Source organism: Acinetobacter sp. ANC 5600, assembly GCF_002018395.1.
GTDB lineage: Bacteria > Pseudomonadota > Gammaproteobacteria > Pseudomonadales > Moraxellaceae > Acinetobacter > Acinetobacter amyesii.
This window is the reverse complement of record NZ_MVKW01000002.1, coordinates 285,400-305,155: the sequence shown is the minus strand read 5'-3', so window position 1 is coordinate 305,155 and position 19,756 is coordinate 285,400. Positions and strand designations below refer to the sequence as shown.

11 protein-coding genes, 2 tRNA genes and 3 rRNA genes are annotated in these 19,756 nt (G+C 43.5%); 9 read left to right on the top strand and 7 right to left on the bottom strand.

Features of this window, described 5'->3' with window-relative positions; genetic code table 11:
• Positions 1–64: 64 nt before the first annotated feature.
• Positions 65–1,021, bottom strand: coding sequence for a VacJ family lipoprotein (locus tag B1201_RS05285; RefSeq protein ID WP_078192615.1), 957 nt, complete (start codon positions 1,019–1,021; stop codon positions 65–67).
• Positions 1,022–1,557: 536 nt separating this feature from the next.
• On the opposite strand from B1201_RS05285, the gene B1201_RS05280 reads away from it, so the two are divergent.
• From B1201_RS05280 to B1201_RS05240, 9 genes are all read left to right on the top strand, one after another.
• A 16S ribosomal RNA gene (locus B1201_RS05280) occupies positions 1,558–3,096 on the top strand.
• A 61-nt stretch (positions 3,097–3,157) separates the two neighbouring features.
• Positions 3,158–3,234, top strand: a tRNA-Ile gene (locus B1201_RS05275).
• Between the two features lie 74 nt (positions 3,235–3,308).
• Positions 3,309–3,384, top strand: a tRNA-Ala gene (locus tag B1201_RS05270).
• Positions 3,385–3,797: 413 nt separating this feature from the next.
• Positions 3,798–6,691 (top strand): 23S ribosomal RNA (locus tag B1201_RS05265).
• Between the two features lie 189 nt (positions 6,692–6,880).
• A 5S ribosomal RNA gene (gene rrf / locus B1201_RS05260) occupies positions 6,881–6,995 on the top strand.
• Together the 16S, 23S and 5S rRNA genes with 2 tRNA genes alongside form the textbook arrangement of a ribosomal RNA operon.
• Before the next feature lie 160 nt (positions 6,996–7,155).
• Positions 7,156–8,355 carry an MFS transporter gene (locus B1201_RS05255; protein WP_078192614.1) on the top strand — a complete coding sequence of 400 codons (1,200 nt, stop codon included), beginning with the start codon at positions 7,156–7,158 and terminating at the stop codon, positions 8,353–8,355.
• Between the two features lie 314 nt (positions 8,356–8,669).
• Positions 8,670–9,479: a M48 family metallopeptidase gene (locus B1201_RS05250; RefSeq protein ID WP_078192613.1), complete on the top strand. Its 810-nt coding sequence runs from the start codon at positions 8,670–8,672 to the stop codon at positions 9,477–9,479.
• Between the two features lie 249 nt (positions 9,480–9,728).
• Positions 9,729–12,140, top strand: coding sequence for a YgiQ family radical SAM protein (locus tag B1201_RS05245; protein WP_078192861.1), 2,412 nt, complete (start codon positions 9,729–9,731; stop codon positions 12,138–12,140).
• A gap of 434 nt (positions 12,141–12,574) precedes the next feature.
• Positions 12,575–13,117 (top strand): DUF2726 domain-containing protein, encoded by a 543-nt coding sequence (locus B1201_RS05240; RefSeq protein WP_078189487.1) that lies wholly within the window; start codon positions 12,575–12,577, stop codon positions 13,115–13,117.
• 62 nt (positions 13,118–13,179) lie between these two features.
• On the opposite strand, the gene B1201_RS05235 is transcribed toward B1201_RS05240, so the two are convergent.
• The 6 genes from B1201_RS05235 to mdtD form a co-directional block, all read right to left on the bottom strand.
• On the bottom strand, positions 13,180–13,536 hold the full coding sequence (locus B1201_RS05235) for a RidA family protein (RefSeq protein ID WP_078192612.1): 357 nt from the start codon (positions 13,534–13,536) through the stop codon (positions 13,180–13,182).
• Positions 13,537–13,565: 29 nt separating this feature from the next.
• Positions 13,566–14,882, bottom strand: coding sequence for a shikimate transporter (gene shiA, locus B1201_RS05230; protein ID WP_078192611.1), 1,317 nt, complete (start codon positions 14,880–14,882; stop codon positions 13,566–13,568).
• A 235-nt stretch (positions 14,883–15,117) separates the two neighbouring features.
• On the bottom strand, positions 15,118–16,173 hold the full coding sequence (dinB, locus tag B1201_RS05225; RefSeq protein ID WP_078192610.1) for a DNA polymerase IV: 1,056 nt from the start codon (positions 16,171–16,173) through the stop codon (positions 15,118–15,120).
• Positions 16,174–16,236: 63 nt separating this feature from the next.
• A complete protein-coding gene (locus tag B1201_RS05220) occupies positions 16,237–17,250 on the bottom strand; it encodes an MBL fold metallo-hydrolase (protein WP_078192609.1) in 1,014 nt (337 codons plus the stop codon).
• A 59-nt stretch (positions 17,251–17,309) separates the two neighbouring features.
• The gene (locus B1201_RS05215) at positions 17,310–18,095 is read right to left on the bottom strand and encodes a GH25 family lysozyme (RefSeq protein WP_143221661.1); all 786 of its coding nucleotides are present in this window, start codon (positions 18,093–18,095) and stop codon (positions 17,310–17,312) included.
• A gap of 77 nt (positions 18,096–18,172) precedes the next feature.
• A complete protein-coding gene (gene mdtD / locus B1201_RS05210) occupies positions 18,173–19,564 on the bottom strand; it encodes a multidrug transporter subunit MdtD (RefSeq protein WP_078192608.1) in 1,392 nt (463 codons plus the stop codon).
• Positions 19,565–19,756 lie beyond the last annotated feature (192 nt).

Here is a 19,756-nt window from a genome sequence, read left to right as displayed (position 1 = left end):
TGTACTATAGCAAGCTAATGATGGCTGGAGGTAAAAACCACACCAGCCAATTGAAAAATTTTATTTATTCAGTTAATACCGTGTCGGTATCATCTGAAATGCTATCATCAATGAAATCGGTAGAATCATCAGATGAAACGTCTACTGAATTATCTTCAGATTCATCAATATCGTCATCTTCTTCATCAATAAATAGGTTTTCTTCAGCGATACCTTTTTTCTCAGAAATTGAATAATTCAGGCGTTGTAAATAGATGTCGCGAATTTGAGCATATTTATCGCCTTGCAATACACCTTCAATATCCAGTAATTGAGCGCGAGTATCGATTCCACGTAAAGTTTGCTCAGACCAATACGCCACATCATGACCATCAAGCATATATTTCTGTGGACGTCCTTGACTATCTACTGCTAGACCGACGGTTTGGCGCAATGTGCTTGGACCAAGCACTGGTAGAACAATATAAGGACCAGAAGGAATACCGTAATAACCTAAAGTCGCGCCAAAGTTTTCATCTTCTGTTTCTAGACCTAGACGGCTTGCAGGGTCAGCAAAGCCTAAAGTTGTCAGTGTATTAACAGTAAAACGCCCCAGACTTTTTGCGGCACGTGTCGGTCGTCCTTGAATGAGTTGGTTAAATGCATTCCAAGGTTCGCCCAAATTTTTACGGAATAAACGATAAGATTCACGAATATCCTTAGGGGTTTTTGCTACATATTGCACAGCAGCAGGGCGGGCAATATGGACATCTAAATAATCATTAAATGCGTAAACTTTCCGGTTGATCGGTTGGAAAGGGTCTTTATCTTCTTCTGATTGTGCTGCATTTGCATTTACAGATAATTTTTTTGCAACTTCAGATGACTTGACCATCGCAGCATGCGCAAGTTGTTGCGTTTTTGATTTATTGGCAGCTTCTGAGTCTTGAGCAACAGGTGCTGAAGCCTCGTCATTTGCAAATACAGGTGTTGTTACGACAAGTGACAATAATCCTGCATATAAAAAAGAAGTTTGGCGCATATATAGTCCTGACGCTTTTAGCGCGGCAAAATGTTTGCCGTATAATAAGTAAAAACGTTCAAATAATCCTGATTTATTACTATTAAACCAAATTTGATCAAAATATGAATGAAAAAATGTAATTTGAGTGAAAAATGTGCGCTCAAAATAATTATTTAAAAAAAGGTGTTGCGTTGGATCAGAAATGCTGTAGAATGCACATCCATTGGCGGTGATGAAGATTAAAACTTCTGATAAAACAATGACTTGGTTGAATTGATTAAGTTGGGTTTTATTTGATAAGTTTAAAAATAATTTGAATTACCAGTTGACTCTTTAGAAATAAAGAGTAATATAGCCGACCTAGCTTGCTGGTGACGAACCAACAAGAAGATCATTAAGAGATTATGAAGAACAACTTGTGTGGATTTTTACTGRTTGATTGATCGAAATTATTTTCATTGATTGATGGTAGAAATTACTCGAAGTTTATTTGAGCAAATTTTTGTCAGTAATTGATGAGCCAAGATTGGTACACTATATGTACTATTGATTTTAAACTGAAGAGTTTGATCATGGCTCAGATTGAACGCTGGCGGCAGGCTTAACACATGCAAGTCGAGCGGGAATAGGTAGCTTGCTACCGATTTCTAGCGGCGGACGGGTGAGTAATGCTTAGGAATCTGCCTATTAGTGGGGGACAACATTTCGAAAGGGATGCTAATACCGCATACGTCCTACGGGAGAAAGCAGGGGATCTTCGGACCTTGCGCTAATAGATGAGCCTAAGTCGGATTAGCTAGTTGGTGGGGTAAAGGCCTACCAAGGCGACGATCTGTAGCGGGTCTGAGAGGATGATCCGCCACACTGGGACTGAGACACGGCCCAGACTCCTACGGGAGGCAGCAGTGGGGAATATTGGACAATGGGGGGAACCCTGATCCAGCCATGCCGCGTGTGTGAAGAAGGCCTTTTGGTTGTAAAGCACTTTAAGCGAGGAGGAGGCTACTTTGGTTAATACCTAAAGATAGTGGACGTTACTCGCAGAATAAGCACCGGCTAACTCTGTGCCAGCAGCCGCGGTAATACAGAGGGTGCGAGCGTTAATCGGATTTACTGGGCGTAAAGCGTGCGTAGGCGGCTTTTTAAGTCGGATGTGAAATCCCCGAGCTTAACTTGGGAATTGCATTCGATACTGGGAAGCTAGAGTATGGGAGAGGATGGTAGAATTCCAGGTGTAGCGGTGAAATGCGTAGAGATCTGGAGGAATACCGATGGCGAAGGCAGCCATCTGGCCTAATACTGACGCTGAGGCACGAAAGCATGGGGAGCAAACAGGATTAGATACCCTGGTAGTCCATGCCGTAAACGATGTCTACTAGCCGTTGGGGCCTTTGAGGCTTTAGTGGCGCAGCTAACGCGATAAGTAGACCGCCTGGGGAGTACGGTCGCAAGACTAAAACTCAAATGAATTGACGGGGGCCCGCACAAGCGGTGGAGCATGTGGTTTAATTCGATGCAACGCGAAGAACCTTACCTGGTCTTGACATAGTAAGAACTTTCCAGAGATGGATTGGTGCCTTCGGGAACTTACATACAGGTGCTGCATGGCTGTCGTCAGCTCGTGTCGTGAGATGTTGGGTTAAGTCCCGCAACGAGCGCAACCCTTTTCCTTATTTGCCATCGGGTTAAGCCGGGAACTTTAAGGATACTGCCAGTGACAAACTGGAGGAAGGCGGGGACGACGTCAAGTCATCATGGCCCTTACGACCAGGGCTACACACGTGCTACAATGGTCGGTACAAAGGGTTGCTACTCCGCGAGGAGATGCTAATCTCAAAAAGCCGATCGTAGTCCGGATTGGAGTCTGCAACTCGACTCCATGAAGTCGGAATCGCTAGTAATCGCGGATCAGAATGCCGCGGTGAATACGTTCCCGGGCCTTGTACACACCGCCCGTCACACCATGGGAGTTTGTTGCACCAGAAGTAGGTAGTCTAACCGTAAGGAGGACGCTTACCACGGTGTGGCCGATGACTGGGGTGAAGTCGTAACAAGGTAGCCGTAGGGGAACCTGCGGCTGGATCACCTCCTTAACGAAAGATTGACGATTGGTAAGAATCCACAACAAGTTGTTCTTCATGACGATGTATCTGAGGGTCTGTAGCTCAGTTGGTTAGAGCACACGCTTGATAAGCGTGGGGTCACAAGTTCAAGTCTTGTCAGACCCACCATTCTGACTAACGAAGTATTTGAATAAAATACGGAAGCAAACAGAAAAACAGAAACATTGACTTATTGATAAGCTGGGGACTTAGCTTAGTTGGTAGAGCGCCTGCTTTGCACGCAGGAGGTCAGGAGTTCGACTCTCCTAGTCTCCACCATACATTCCTTCGGAATGTATAAAGAACGAAGCTAAAATAAACAATCAAACGATTGTTAGCTTAGTCCTTAAGCGATCAAGTGTTTAGGTTATAGAGCTTAGCAACAAAGTGGCGTATGATTCGCTCCATTGTTATTAAGCTCTGTGATTTATCACAGTTTCCTGACCTGACGAAGGCTGGAAAAATCATTAACAGAATATATTTGAGTTGAAATAATTTGTTCATACTCGTTTGATTTAACCTAACAAGCAATTGTGAAAGTTGAATGAAATGAGTTACTAGCGAAATTAACTGAATCAAGCGTTTTGGTATATGAATCTAATTGAAGCTGTACAGTGATTAAATTCACGAAGCTCTAAACTGTAATGTTGGTTGATCTACTTGTAGGATCAAGCGACTGTTTGGGGTTGTATAGTCAAGTAATTAAGTGCATGTGGTGGATGCCTTGGCAGTCAGAGGCGATGAAAGACGTAATAGCCTGCGATAAGCTCCGGGGAGGCGGCAAATATCCTGTGATCCGGAGATTTCTGAATGGGGAAACCCACCCGCTATAAGGCGGGTATCATAAACTGAATACATAGGTTTATGAGGCGAACGAGGGGAAGTGAAACATCTCAGTACCCTTAGGAAAAGAAATCAATTGAGATTCCCTCAGTAGCGGCGAGCGAACGGGGAAAAGCCCATTAAGTTATCTAAGCTTTAGTGGAACGCTCTGGGAAGTGCGACCATAGTAGGTGATAGTCCTGTACACGAAAGGGCTTAGATAATGATGTCGAGTAGGGCGAGGCACGTGAAACCTTGTCTGAATATGGGGGGACCATCCTCCAAGGCTAAATACTCCTGACTGACCGATAGTGAACCAGTACCGTGAGGGAAAGGCGAAAAGAACCCCTGTGAGGGGAGTGAAATAGATCCTGAAACCGCATGCATACAAGCAGTGGGAGCCAACTTGTTTGGTGACTGCGTACCTTTTGTATAATGGGTCAGCGACTTACATTCAGTAGCAAGGTTAACCGATTAGGGGAGCCGTAGAGAAATCGAGTCTTAATAGGGCGTTTAGTTGCTGGGTGTAGACCCGAAACCGGGTGATCTATCCATGAGCAGGTTGAAGGTTGGGTAACACTAACTGGAGGACCGAACCCACTGTCGTTGAAAAGCCAGGGGATGACTTGTGGATAGGGGTGAAAGGCTAATCAAACTCGGTGATAGCTGGTTCTCCCCGAAAGCTATTTAGGTAGCGCCTCGGACGAATACCATTGGGGGTAGAGCACTGTTTCGGCTAGGGGGTCATCCCGACTTACCAAACCGATGCAAACTCCGAATACCAATGAGTACTATCCGGGAGACAGACTGCGGGTGCTAACGTCCGTAGTCAAGAGGAAAACAATCCAGACCGCCAGCTAAGGCCCCAAAATTATAGTTAAGTGGGAAACGATGTGGGAAGGCATAGACAGCTAGGAGGTTGGCTTAGAAGCAGCCACCCTTTAAAGAAAGCGTAATAGCTCACTAGTCGAGTCGGCCTGCGCGGAAGATGTAACGGGGCTAAAACTATATGCCGAAGCTGCGGATTTACACATTAGTGTAAGTGGTAGGGGAGCGTTCTGTAAGCCGATGAAGGTGGATTGAGAAGTCTGCTGGAGGTATCAGAAGTGCGAATGCTGACGTGAGTAACGACAAAACGGGTGAAAAACCCGTTCGCTGAAAGACCAAGGGTTCCAGTCCAACGTTAATCGGGGCTGGGTGAGTCGACCCCTAAGGCGAGGCCGAGAGGCGTAGTCGATGGGAAATTGGTTAATATTCCAATACTTCAGTGTAATGCGATGAGAGGACGGAGAAGGTTAAGTCAGCCTGGCGTTGGTTGTCCAGGTGAAAGGAAGTAGGCATGTATCTTAGGCAAATCCGGGGTACTCTATGCTGAGATCTGACAGCAAGCTGTACTTGTACAGTGAAGTGGCTGATACCATACTTCCAGGAAAAGTCTCTAAGCTTCAGTTACACTGGAATCGTACCCGAAACCGACACAGGTGGTCAGGTCGAGTAGACCAAAGCGCTTGAGAGAACTCTGCTGAAGGAACTAGGCAAAATGGTACCGTAACTTCGGGAGAAGGTACGCTGCTTTTGGTGATGGAACTTGCTTCCTGAGCTGAGAGCAGCCACAGAAACCAGGCCCCTGCAACTGTTTATTAAAAACATAGCACTCTGCAAACACGAAAGTGGACGTATAGGGTGTGATGCCTGCCCGGTGCTGGAAGGTTAATTGATGGGGTTAGCGTAAGCGAAGCTCTTGATCGAAGCCCCAGTAAACGGCGGCCGTAACTATAACGGTCCTAAGGTAGCGAAATTCCTTGTCGGGTAAGTTCCGACCTGCACGAATGGCATAATGATGGGGGCGCTGTCTCCAGCAGAGGCTCAGTGAAATCGAAATCGCCGTGAAGATGCGGTGTACCCGCGGCTAGACGGAAAGACCCCGTGAACCTTTACTGCAGCTTGACATTGAACTTTGATCTTACTTGTGTAGGATAGGTGGGAGGCTTTGAAACCGAGACGCTAGTTTCGGTGGAGCCAATCTTGAAATACCACCCTGGTAATATTGAGGTTCTAACTCTGCTCCATGATCTGGAGCGAGGACCATGTCTGGTGGGTAGTTTGACTGGGGCGGTCTCCTCCTAAAGAGTAACGGAGGAGTACGAAGGTGCGCTCAGCGTGGTCGGAAATCACGCGTAGAGTATAAAGGCAAAAGCGCGCTTAACTGCGAGACCCACAAGTCGAGCAGGTACGAAAGTAGGTCTTAGTGATCCGGTGGTTCTGTATGGAAGGGCCATCGCTCAACGGATAAAAGGTACTCTGGGGATAACAGGCTGATACCGCCCAAGAGTTCATATCGACGGCGGTGTTTGGCACCTCGATGTCGGCTCATCTCATCCTGGGGCTGAAGCAGGTCCCAAGGGTATGGCTGTTCGCCATTTAAAGAGGTACGCGAGCTGGGTTTAGAACGTCGTGAGACAGTTCGGTCCCTATCTACCGTGGGCGCTGGAAATTTGAGAGGATCTGCTCCTAGTACGAGAGGACCAGAGTGGACGAACCTCTGGTGTACCGGTTGTGACGCCAGTCGCATCGCCGGGTAGCTATGTTCGGAAGGGATAACCGCTGAAAGCATCTAAGCGGGAAGCCTACCTCAAGATAAGATTTCCCTTGGACTTTATGTCCACTAAAGAGCCGTTGAAGACTACGACGTTGATAGGTTGGGTGTGGAAGTGCGGTGACGCATGAAGCTGACCAATACTAATTGCTCGTGAGGCTTGACTATACAACACCCAAACGGTTGTATATATAGCATCAATTGATTCGATATTAAGCAAAATAACTTGATTTAGTTAACGCTTAAGAACAAAATACTGCAACTCAGATATGATCTGTTAATAACTCATTTGGTAGAAAACTTAGCACGAAGAGCACTGCTCTGAGATTAGACTAAGCAAGTATCCATAACAGTTGTGCTGGCGACAATAGCAAGAGTGAACCACCTGATCCCTTCCCGAACTCAGAAGTGAAACCTCTTAGCGCTGATGGTAGTGTGGGGTTACCCATGTGAGAGTAAGTCATCGCCAGCTCATTATTCGAAACACCCCCTGACTAGTCCAGGGGGTGTTTTTTTTATGCGGGAAGGAAAAGAGGGAAGAAGAAAAACAAAGAATTCTTCATTCATTTTTATGTGATTTTTAAATTAAAGGCTGAAAGGCGTATACTATCCGTGTTATTGATGAAAAGCTCATGTCTGATTTAGCTTCAAACGCTCATTATATTGAATACGGCACACGACCATTTCTTGCCATTTTATTTTCTTTATTTTTAGCAGGCTTCGCAATTTTTTCATCGTTGTATTGTGTACAACCGATGATGCCAATTTTTGCGGATTTCTTTCATGTCAGTCCGACACATAGCAGTTTCCCTTTATCTTTTTCTACTATTGCTTTAGCAATAGGACTACTTTTCACCGGTTTGATTTCAGATCGATTCGGTCGTAAGCCTGTGATGGTCATCGCTTTATTTTTGGCAGCATCACTTTCAATTATCAGTTCTATATTTCCCCTTTGGGAAATATTTTTACTGAATCGCGTGCTGATCGGATTAAGTGTTAGCGGTGTTGCTGCTGTTGCAATGACTTATATTGGAGAGGAAATTGCGCAAAAAGATATAGGCTTTGCAATGGGCCTGTATATTTCAGGGACCGCAATTGGCGGAATGGGGGGGCGTCTCATTGCTGGGGTATTGATTGATTATATTAGTTGGCAAAATGCCATGATGATTATCGGCATCATTAACCTCTGTATAGCCACAGCGTTCTTCTTATTACTTCCAGCATCTCAACATTTTCAAGCTTATCCCATTCGTTTCAACCGATTTTATGAATCTTTCGTTAAAAATTTAGCAGATCCAAAGCTGAGAATTTTATTCCTTCAAGGCTTTATCCTCATGGGATGTTTTGTCTCTATATTTAACTATATGAGCTACCACCTATTAGACGAACCTTATCAACTTTCTCAAACATGGATTGGACTAATCTCCATAGCATATTTGGCAGGAATATATAGTTCATCTCGGGCTGCAAGTTGGGGGAAACGCTTTGGCCGGGCAAAAATTTTACCTTCGATGCTGATCATGATGTTGTTGGGGCTGTTGATCATGCTCATTCCGGCATTTTGGTCAGTCATTTTGGGACTGATTGTATTCACTTTTGCTTTTTTTGCAGCGCATTCCACGGCAAGTAGTTGGGTTTCGGTTCAATCCCTGCAGTACCGTGCCGTAGGTTCATCGCTGTATTTATTTTGCTACTATTTAGGTTCTAGTATCTTGGGTAGTAGTAGTGGTTTGGTTTGGGAAATGTCTGGTTGGATGGGGTTGACGAGCTTTATTGCTGTTATTTTGATGATCGGTTTATTTTTAGCAATACAATTGAATAAATTAAAATAGAAATATGTGAATAAGCTATTATTTAATATTCGTTTTACATCTATTTTTTAATATAAATAACACTATAAAAATGGCGGAATTTACTATTTTTATGATTATAAAACTTTAGTCTAATATTTTTTTAAAAGGTGCCTCATAATAATGAAATGCATCAAAATATAATATATAAAATATTTTTGGTTATCATTCTTCAAATTTAATATATTTTTAAATAATTGATATTAATATTTTATTTGTATTTTTTTAATGTTTTTGCATTTATTTTTAGTTGGAATTATAAATAGATCATCATTAGTTTTAAACTGAAGGTGATTATGAAAAATATAACTATTTTAATGATGGCTTTGGTTTTTATCTTAATTTCAGCTTGTGCAAATACCACGAATTTAGGGACAGCAGGCGCAGAGCGAAAACAGTTTTTTATCGTTCCTCAAAAGTTATTAACTAAACAGGCGGATAGATCGTATCAACAATTTATTCATCAGGCGAAAGACAAGAAACTTTTGATCATCGATCCGAAATTGGATCAAGTTTTAAATAAACTCAAAAAAAATGCGGAGTTTTACCGCCATGGTTCGAGTCAATGGGATTGGCAAGTCAGTGGGAATCTCAATAAAGATTTAAATGCACATGGTTTTCCAAGTGGGAAAATTGTCATTAACACGGGTTTGTATTGGAGTTTAAAGCTGACTGAAGATGAATTGGCATTTGTGATGGCGCATGAAATGGCACATGCTCTGCGTGATCATCATCGTGAAAAGATTTCCCTGCTGTTTGCAAGTCAGGTGGCGATGATTTCTTCAACTGCGGGTATCGGTGCGCTTGCAACGGCTGCCAGTAGTGTGACTGGGCAAGCGGTTTTTCTGCCTAAAGTTTCAAAATTTGAACTAGAAGCTGATGTCCTTGCACTTGATCTGATGTCGAAAGCGGGCTTTGATCCAAATGCAGCATTGAGTTTTTGGCAAAAATATCAGCAGGAAACGACACGCCGTCAAATGCTTGATGTAAAACCATTGATGACTCAAGACAGTATAGATAAGCGTAAGATTTATATTGAAAAATATTTACCTGAAATGCACATTCAATTTCAACAGGCGCAGGCTTTAATGTTGAATAAAATGTGATAACTCATGGCACATTCTAGGTTGATTTAAACTAAAGCAAAGTTACAAATGATTTATTTAAATCTTGTTTTATAGTCGTGCTACAGCACTATTACATCTGATGTCTATATAAAACAATTCAATGATTCTGTAGCTATTGTATAAATTATAATCAAGCATGATGAATGGAATTCATGGTAAAATGATCGGCTTTCATCTTCTTTGATCTTTTTTCAGATCATTCCATCTGCCAGCCGAGAATTGCTAGCCATGTCTACTGCTTATACTATGCAGACTGCGCCAAAAGCGTTGTTTGATTACGACAAATATTGGGCGTCTTGTTTTGACCCTGCGCCATTTTTGCCGATGTCACGCGAAGAAATGGATCAACTCGGTTGGGACAGCTGCGACTTTATTTTGGTTTGTGGCGATGCGTATATCGATCATCCATCATTCTGTTCAGGGATCATCGGCCGTACCCTTGAAGCGCAAGGCTTCCGTGTCGGGATTATTGCTCAGCCAGACTGGACCAATGTAGAAGCCTTCCGTGTATTGGGTAAACCGAATATTGCTTGGGGCGTGACTGCCGGCAACATGGATTCGATGATCAACCGTTATACAGCTGACCGTAAAATCCGTTCGGATGATGCGTATTCTCCGGATAATCAACCGAATAAACGTCCAGACCGTGCAGCAACGGTATATTGCCAACGTGTGCGTGAAGCTTATCCAGATGTGCCTGTATTATTGGGCGGTATTGAAGCCTCGCTGCGCCGTATTGCACATTATGATTATTGGTCAGACAAAGTCCGCCGTTCAGTATTGATGGACTCGAAAGCCGATCTATTGATGTATGGTAATGGTGAACGTTCAATCACGGAAATCATGCATCGTTTGGCTCGCGGTGAAAAAATCCAAGAGATTACGGATGTCCGCGGTACTGCATTTATTGTGAATAAAAATAACCGGGCTTCAAAAGCGAAGTTTGTTGAAATCGCATCAAATGATGTCGATGCGATTGGCCGTGTCGATCCGATCATTAACCCGTACGTGATGACTGAAGACCTTGAAGGCTGTGAAATCGAGAAAGGCAAAGACAGCGTTACGCAATATCAGGGCTTCCAAAAAGAGGCGGTAGCAAATCCGATTGTTCGTGAAGGCGATAATTTAGACGCCGACACGCAAATCGTGCAGCTGCAACCTGCATCAAAAGCCATTAAGCATAAATTGCCGCCGCGTGAATTGGCGGTGATTCGTTTGCCTGCCTATGAAGATGTGGCGAATGATCCTGTGCTGTATGCACATGCCAACCGTATTTTGCATTTGGAAACCAATCCGGGCAATGCGCGCGCGATGGTGCAAAAGCATGGTGAACGTGATGTCTGGTTAAATCCACCACCGATTCCATTGACGACGGAAGAGATGGACTACGTGTTTGATTTACCCTATGCACGTCTGCCACATCCTGCGTATGGTGAAGCGCGTTTTCCTGCCTTTGACATGATTAAGTTCTCTGTGAACATTATGCGCGGCTGTTTTGGCGGCTGTACCTTCTGCTCAATTACAGAGCATGAAGGGCGTATCATCCAAAACCGTTCTGAAGAATCGATTTTGCGTGAAGTTGAAAAAATTCGTGATACAGCACCGGGCTTTACCGGGATCATTTCTGACTTAGGCGGACCAACGGCCAATATGTACCGTTTGGCATGTAAAGATCCTGAGATTGAAAAGAACTGTCGTAAGCCGTCGTGTGTATTCCCGGGTGTATGTCAAAACTTACATACCGATCATGCGCCTTTAACCCAGTTATACCGTAAAGCGCGTTCATTGCCGGGGATTAAAAAGATTCTGATCGGTTCTGGTTTACGCTATGACCTTGCAGTGTTAAACCCAGAATATGTCAAAGAATTGGTGACACATCATGTCGGCGGTTACCTGAAGATTGCGCCAGAACATACCGAAAAAGGCCCATTGTCGAAGATGATGAAGCCGGGGATCGGGACCTATGACCGTTTCAAACAAATGTTTGATCGTTTCAGTAAGGAAGCAGGGAAAGAGCAGTATCTCATTCCTTACTTTATTGCAGCGCATCCGGGTACGACGGACTATGACATGATGAACTTGGCGATTTGGCTGAAGAAGAATGGTTTCCGTGCCGATCAGGTACAAACCTTCTATCCATCACCAATGGCGACTGCAACCACCATGTATTACACCGGTAAAAACCCGCTGGCTAAAGTGGCGCGTTATACCGAAAATGTCGATATCGTGAAAGGTGAAAAACGCCGCCGTTTACATAAAGCCTTCTTGCGCTACCATGATCCAAACAACTGGCCGTTGCTACGTGAAGCGCTTAAAGAAATGGGGCGTCAGGATCTGATTGGCAACTCAAAACAGCATTTGATTCCGACGTATCAACCGGTTGGCAGTGCTGAGGGTCAATACCAATCTGCACGTAAAAAGAACTCAAGCATTGCGGGTGATTCACAAAAACGTACAGGCGAACAAGGTAATCGGACTAAGGCTGCTCAATCGCGTCCTTCAAACACCAAGAAGCGTCCTGAGCGCGGTCAAATCTTGACGCAGCATACTGGTCTGCCGCCGCGTGAAACGGGTGATGCGAAAAAACCTTTTGGCGGTCCGAAACCCAAAGGAAAATCGAAGCCTAAATCACGCGCTTAAAATGATTAAATAAAAAAAGACACTTCGGTGTCTTTTTTTATGGGTGTTATGCTCGGCAGCATCAGACAGTTTGCATTTTTATATGCTGTTACAAGCTCAATGCCATATGTGTGTCGGTTATCTCAATGAAATACGAGCAAAATTTGACAGCTTATCGGAATTGTCTGACAGTGAGAGGAAATGCACTTGCTGTCGTTTTAGCGAATGATCTAAAGTATCTGTATATAGCAATGGATGCTATTACTCTGAACGAAGTGGCATGTGATGTTTGACGCTTTAAGTTTGCAACTTTTTGTCAGTTTAAATACGTATTGTGTGAAAGTTAGAGTTATTTTTTTTAATAGGAAATTAAAAAAATAATACTGGTTGTATACTTCGTCTTCATAAGAAGTATGTCAAAAACCAAAAATATAAGAAATATAAAGGATTATGAGATGACTATATACATAGTAATAGGGAGTATTTTACTCTTCTGTGTGCTCATAATGGCTTGGAAAAGTTTAGAAGGTGATTCTAAGCAACAAGATAGCGCATTGAAACAACGTGCTATTTTCAACATTAATGAGCAATTAACCTACACGCGTTTAAAAGAAATTTTGCCTAAGCATACGATCCTTGCGCACGTGTCTTTTGATGCACTGTTGACCACGAAATACTATCGTACGCGGAATAAGTATCGAAATATGGTGGCGGACTTTGTCGTCCTAGATGAACAGCATCAGATCTTGGCGATCGTCGCTTTAGATGATCCGATGGTGCTAAAACGGATGCAGCAGTCGCAATATCAAGATGCTTTGCTCGCTTTGGCAGGCTATCGGGTCATTCGTTATGATGATGTGCCTGAGTACGTTCAATTACGCGAAGATTTCTTAAATGAGCAGCGTGTACAAGCGCCATTTGTACCGGTTAATGATCTGAAAAAATATCATTTATATTCAGATTTGGAACGTAAAAAGATCAAAATTATTGGATCTTAGGGATTCAAAGAGCAAAGTCTTTTGCAAAAAAAGCATGTCTTTAGACATGCTTTTTTTAATGATTATTCAGGCTTAACGGCTACGACGGTTAATTCTACCAGTACACGCGGGTCGTATAATTTGGCTTCAACACAAGTTCTGGGTAATGCTTCAATGTCTGACACCCACGTATCCCATACCTCATTAAATGCTGCATAATCCTGTTCAATATCTTTAAGATAAATGGTCACTGACATAATGTAGCTTTTATCTGTACCGGCATCTGCAAGAAATTGATCAATGATCTCAAATGTTTGCTGTGTTTGTCCTTTAATGTCTAAATCAAGGTCTGTTGCCAATTGACCTGCCAAATGAACCAATTGACCAGAAATAGCGATTTCGGAAAAGCGTTTTGAAACATGCAGGCGTTGGATGGTCATGCGGAATATCCTGAAAGCAAAAAGGTCACTTAATCTTGAGTTTTAGGCATTGTAGTTGCAACCAAAGCCGTCAATAAACAGCCGACAGCAAGGTAGATTGCCACATAATGCCATGAACCATCACCCCAAATCACCAAAGCTGCTGCAATCATTGGGGTAAAGCCACCACCGATAATACTGGCCACTTGATAGCCGACACCTGCGCCACTGTAGCGATAGGCGGTACCAAACAAGGAGGTAAAAATCGGTTGGTGTACACTCACCACCATATCATGGGCAATATTGGCAAGGAAAATTGCACCGACAATAATCAGCCAAGTATTTTGTGCATCAAGGGCCATGAAGAAGGGAAAAGCTGAAAGCGCACCAATTAAGCCACCCAGCACGCACATTTTACGATGATCAAATCGATCTGCTAGCCACGCAAAGAGCGGAATGCTGAAGCAGCTAATGGCACCAACCATTAAGGTGATATTCAGGAAGAACTGTTTGTCCATGCCCAATTGAGCGGTGGAATAATTCAGTGCAAAGTTCGTCACCAAATACATGGTGAGTAACTCGGTCAGGCGCAGCGCAATAATGTAGAAAAAGGCTTTTGGGTGTTGGCTAATCGCTTGCAGAATCGGTAATTTTTGCGGCGTTTGTCGAGCTTTGACCACATGGTCGACGAATTCTTGAGATTCGTCTTGATCACGTCGAATCCACATCGCGATAGCCAGCAACACAATACTGGCAATAAAGGGAATTCGCCATGCCCAATCAGCAAAAGCATCTTCACCCAAAGTGGCAATAATCAACGACACAGCGCCTGTTGCAAGAACAAGTCCGACGCCATAGCCAATTTGTACACCACTGCTGTAAAAGGCTTTTTTGCCTTTCGGGGCATTTTCTACAGCCATCAGGGCAGCGCCGCCCCATTCTCCACCGACCGCAAAACCTTGTATTGCCCGAAGTGTCACGAGCAGGATCGGGGCCCACCAACCGATGGCCGCAAAATTGGGTAATAAACCAATGCCGACCGTCGAAATGCCCATCAGGATGACGGTGAGCACCAACATTTTCTTACGACCCAGCTTGTCACCAAAATGTCCAAACACAATGCCGCCTAATGGACGGAACAGGAAGCCAACGCCAAAGGTCGCTAAAGCAGCAAGCGTGCCCATATTGTTGCCAATACTGGGGAAAAACTGATCTTTGAAAATGAGTGCGGCAACAATGCCATAAAGTAAAAAATCGTACCAATCGACTACGGCACCAATGAAGCTACTTAATGCGGCTTTACGCGCACGTTGTTCTTGATTTTGTGAAATATTTTGAAGATTTGGAGCAGTTTTTGCAGAAGGCATACAGCGGGGTATTCCATGATTGACAACAGAGTTGCCCTGTAATATTCGGATTTGATCGTCACGCCAATCACAGGACAGCATGCTGAAAGTAAAGGTGATTTTCAGCATCTCAGCGCATACACGGATAATGTAGTGCGCTGATAGAGTACTCTAATTTTAGGCTTTGTGAATAGCAAATTGCTTTAATTTTGTTCTTCTGCCTAAATCTTAAGCAAATACGATCTTCTTGATGTTTTTAGAGCAGCGAAAGTTGTGCTTCTTGGTTTTGCGCACTTAATTGATAGACCCCTACGCCAATCAGACGAAATCGATCGTCCTCAGAAATATGCATTTCATGCAGTAATTGCTGCAATACCTGCGCAAGGTCTTCACGATGATTCAGTGACGTTTTAAAACTTTTACTGTGCTGTAGCACTTGGAAATTCTTCAGTTTTAATTTGGCCGATACACCGCGCGCGCTTAACTGCTTTTTTTCTAAACTAGACCAAACTTGGTCAATCAGTTTGGGCCAATAGGGCTGACATTGGTTCAGGGTGAGATCATCATCAAAAGTGGTTTCTTTGGAAATCTGCTGACGCTCGCGGCTAGATTGGACCGGTCGTTCATCAATCCCTTGTGCATACAGATAGAGTTGTCGGCCATATTTACCGAAATGATGAATCAGAACGGCTTCTTCAATTTGTTGTAAATCACCCAATGTATTGAGTTGCATGGCTTTTAATTTTTCTTGAGTCACTTTTCCCACACCGGGTATTTTTTTCAGTGCCAAGTCATGGATGAAATGCAAAACTTGAGACGGTTTGATAATACAAATGCCATTGGGTTTGTTCCAATCAGAAGCAACTTTAGCCAAAAATTTATTGGGCGCGACACCTGCGGAGGCAGTTAAACCAGTGCTTTGTAAAATCTCTGCCTGAATTCGCATAGCGACTTCGGTAGCGCTCGGAATGTGTTGTAAATTTTCTGTGACGTCCAAATAAGCTTCGTCTAAAGATAGTGGCTCAATCAGCGACGTATAGCGTTGAAAAATGGCATGAATTTGCGCCGAAACAGCACGATATTTTTCAAAATTAGGTTCGATCACCACGACCTGTGGGCAGAGTTTACGGGCCTGTGCCATCGACATTGCAGAACGTAAACCAAATTCACGTGCAGGATAGGATGCGGCACAGATGACTGCACGAGGGTGATGTGAAGACACAACAACAGGAAGCTGCTTGAGTTCTGGACGTTCCCGCAGCTCTACTGATGCAAAGAATGCATCCATGTCGATATGTATGATTTTCCTCATGCCTAGTTAGATCAGTGCCTAAAAATTGAATGTCAGTATCGCACAGTCAATCCAACGCTTTCCTCAATTTTTTAACTCGAACGACACAGGTTGACTGAGTAAAACCACCTTGGTGTTTTGAGCTGCTGCCGACTGTATCAATAGATTTAGACTTTGAGGGATGTCATCGGCAAAGCGGGGTAAAAATTCGAGCTCTGGATTCAGTGGTTTGAAAAAATTATCCCAATGAATTGGAATCACGGTGCTGGGTTGAAGAGTCGCTAAGGTTTCTTTGAAATATTGCTGTTGAAACACTGTCGTTTGCTTGGAAAGCTGAGCGATGCCTAAAAATAAGGTATCGACTTTTAGTTTTTGCAACTGTTTGGGCACAGCACCTGTACTGGCTTTGACTAAACTGTAATGTGGCCCATGTTGGATGAGATAGTCATATGATCCACCTTCTTTAAACTGACTAAAATGTGCAGGGAGTTGCAGTGGCTGCGAAATTTCTTCCCCCAAATCATCATTAACGGCCGTTGGCGGAGTATGTTGCGAGGGGATGGCAGTAATGGTGAATTTACCGATTTGCATCGGTTGCCAAGCTTGAACTTCGTGTAGTTGTGATTCATTGATTGGCGTTGCCCGTGCGATATTTAAGGTGCTTTTAGAGCCGACAATCATGGCCTTGGGGAGCTGGTGGGCCAACATTGGAATATCGAGCGTATGATCATAATGTGAATGAGTCACGAAAATAGCACGTGTGAGTTTTAAGTCGTATTGGTCGATATAGCTTTTTAATAAAGGCTGATCACTTTGAATCTGAGTGAATATGGTCTGACTAAGCGATGGACGAGTAAAGAAGCCATCGATGAGGATTTGCTCTTGGCCATCGTCAAACAGTAAGGTCGAAACGCCAAAGAATTTGACGTGATAGGGTGTCGCTGAGTGAGTATCTGTAGTGCTTTGTGTGGGATGTTGATAATGCCACGTTTTAAACGCTGCCAAGGTCCCCGAAGGTTGGACCATATAAGCCAACATCCCGATGGCGAGGACTATAAAGACTGAAAATATAATAAGAAAAATTTTTAAAATACGCATCCTGCGACTCAGTTTTCATGGATTATTTGCTTCGATGTTGTCCTGAGTCGGTGAATAAATCAACGGGGTTTGATCGGCGAAACGCCATTTTTGTCTAAAAACTCAGTCCATGCCTTGGCATCACCTGAAAATACATTTAAATCGACAGTGGTCGAGATGCCTTGAATTTGTCCTTGATTGGTATGTTGCCAAATCAGCCATTTCGGATTGTTTTTTAGATCGGGTGGGCCTTTATATTCACGGACCCACAGCGGTGTGTGTTTAAACTCGCCAGCTAAGACAATATTATAAAAAGACTTCGAGGTATAAAAAATCGGTTGTTTGCCATAATGGCGGTGCAAGCGATCATGCATATAAGTGATTTCTTTGAGTAACTGCTCTTTGCTGTAGGTGTTAATGCAGTTGGTGTCATATTCCAAATCAATCACGGGAGGAAGGGCATCTGCTTTTTTCGGCACGGAAGCAATAAAATTTTCCGCCTGAATCTTGCCATCACGGCACAGACGGTAAAAATGATAGGCCCCAACTAAAAAGCCGTTTTCCCGTGCTTGCAGCCAGTTATCTTGAAATTTTCGATCTTTAAAATCACCACCTTCTGTGGCTTTGAGATAAACGAATTGGTATTTTTTAGGTGAAATTTTTGACCATTGAATATCTTTTTGATGATGAGAAACATCAAAACCTTTGACGGGATATTCTTCTGCAGATGCAGGGCGATGCGGCATCACGGCTAAATAACCTAATCCAGCCACCACCATGACGCCGCTGATAGCGCTGAGTGCAATAATCGGGCTGTATTTTTTGAGTGAACTTTTAGAGGTACGTGATTTGGCTTTTTTAGGCATGAAAATGTATCCAAGTGTCCTTTTTATCATAACCCTTTAAGGGCTGATCTGTCATAGATTTGCCCGATGAGACAGGTTTAGACATCCACATGTTTAGGAATCTGCCAAAAAATCGCTGCGGTAATCAGGTTAATGCAGCCGAGTAAAATCAAGGTGCTATGGAATGCCGTTTCGATTTGTGCAGCACCATAATAGGCCGTAAACACGTTGACTAAAGTCCCTGCCAAAGCTACACCGATACTCATCGACACCATCATAATCATCGACAAGAAACTGTTGCCACTGCTGGCATCTTGTTGGGGTAAATCTTTGAGGGTTAAGGTATTCATCGAAACGAATTGCAGCGAGTTTAAAATACCAAAAATAAAAAAGTGTAAGGCACGTAACCAAGTGGGGGTTTCAGCCGTAGAGAGTGCAAAACTGCAAATACAGGCGCCGACCAAGAAGGTATTTACCAATAACACTTTACGATAGCCAAAGCGTTGAATAATTTGACGAATAATCGGTTTTGATGCCAATGAGCCGAGTACCGTCGGTATCATCAATAACCCTGTGATAAAGGGCTCAAAGCCAAAAGCCACTTGTAGCATTAAGGGAATCAAAAATGGCATGGCATTGCCGCCAAGGCGGGCAAAGAAGTTGCCGATAATGCCGATAGCATAGATCCGATTTTGAAATAATTGACTGCGAAACAGCGCATTGGCGTGGGTATGTGCATGAAAGGCATAGATCAAACTAGCGATGATCCCCGCAGCGACCAAAAGCAGGCTCCACCATAGCGGCAGATGCGGGCTGGCAAAGTTTTCAATGCCTAATGATAAACCCACCATGGCGACGACCAATAAGAAAAAACCCATAAAGTCGAATCGTTTTACGCTCGGTTCGGTCACATTGGGCATGGCTTTAAAGGTAATAAGTACCCCTAGCAGTCCCATTGGAATGTTTATTAAAAATATCCAATGCCATGTTGCGACTTCCACCATCCAACCGCCAAGGGTAGGACCAATTAAGGGCCCCATTAAACCAGCAAGGCTCATTAGACTCATGGCCGATAAAAACTGTGTCCGAGGAATCACTTTAAGCATCGCCAAACGCCCAACAGGTAGCAGTAATGCGCCACCTATGCCCTGAATTACCCGATAAACCAGCAGCTCATTCAGGCTATTGGCCATACCGCAGCCTAGCGATGCTAACGTAAAAATAATGATGGCTGTGAAATAAGTATTTCGTACGCCAAAACGATCGGCCAACCAACCACTTAAGGGAATACACGCCGCAACGGACAAGACATAGGCCACGACCACACTATGCATTTGTAGAGGGTCTTCGCCCAAACTTCTTGCCATCGCTGGGATTGCGGTATTGACGATGGTCGTATCCAGGCCTTGCATAAAAAAGCCAATAGAGACCAATAGCACTAGAAGTCTAAATTCGGGTTGTAAAGCCTGATGCGTTGGCGTGCTATTCATAAGTCAATAAAGCTGAGATTTTTAAACAGTTTAAATGAATATTGCCATTTGGATGTAGTAAAAGCTTTGCATAATTGAGCCAAAAAATTGCAAGAAAAATGCAATGAGAGTTTCATCTCTATGCAACCTAATGTTTATAAATTGGTCATATTTTAATAAAAGACGAATGAAAACATGAAACTACAAGTTTCG

What these genes read in the sequence shown, in the direction of transcription:
- mdtD (WP_078192608.1), bottom strand. Translation starts at nt 19,564, where the DNA reads ATGAATAGCACGCCAACGCATCAGGCTTTACAACCCGAATTTAGACTT.
- B1201_RS05245 (WP_078192861.1), top strand. Translation starts at nt 9,729, where the DNA reads ATGTCTACTGCTTATACTATGCAGACTGCGCCAAAAGCGTTGTTTGAT.
- dinB (WP_078192610.1), bottom strand. Translation starts at nt 16,173, where the DNA reads ATGAGGAAAATCATACATATCGACATGGATGCATTCTTTGCATCAGTA.
- B1201_RS05285 (WP_078192615.1), bottom strand. Translation starts at nt 1,021, where the DNA reads ATGCGCCAAACTTCTTTTTTATATGCAGGATTATTGTCACTTGTCGTA.
- B1201_RS05255 (WP_078192614.1), top strand. Translation starts at nt 7,156, where the DNA reads ATGTCTGATTTAGCTTCAAACGCTCATTATATTGAATACGGCACACGA.
- shiA (WP_078192611.1), bottom strand. Translation starts at nt 14,882, where the DNA reads ATGCCTTCTGCAAAAACTGCTCCAAATCTTCAAAATATTTCACAAAAT.
- B1201_RS05240 (WP_078189487.1), top strand. Translation starts at nt 12,575, where the DNA reads ATGACTATATACATAGTAATAGGGAGTATTTTACTCTTCTGTGTGCTC.
- B1201_RS05250 (WP_078192613.1), top strand. Translation starts at nt 8,670, where the DNA reads ATGAAAAATATAACTATTTTAATGATGGCTTTGGTTTTTATCTTAATT.
- B1201_RS05235 (WP_078192612.1), bottom strand. Translation starts at nt 13,536, where the DNA reads ATGACCATCCAACGCCTGCATGTTTCAAAACGCTTTTCCGAAATCGCT.
- B1201_RS05215 (WP_143221661.1), bottom strand. Translation starts at nt 18,095, where the DNA reads ATGCCTAAAAAAGCCAAATCACGTACCTCTAAAAGTTCACTCAAAAAA.
- B1201_RS05220 (WP_078192609.1), bottom strand. Translation starts at nt 17,250, where the DNA reads ATGCGTATTTTAAAAATTTTTCTTATTATATTTTCAGTCTTTATAGTC.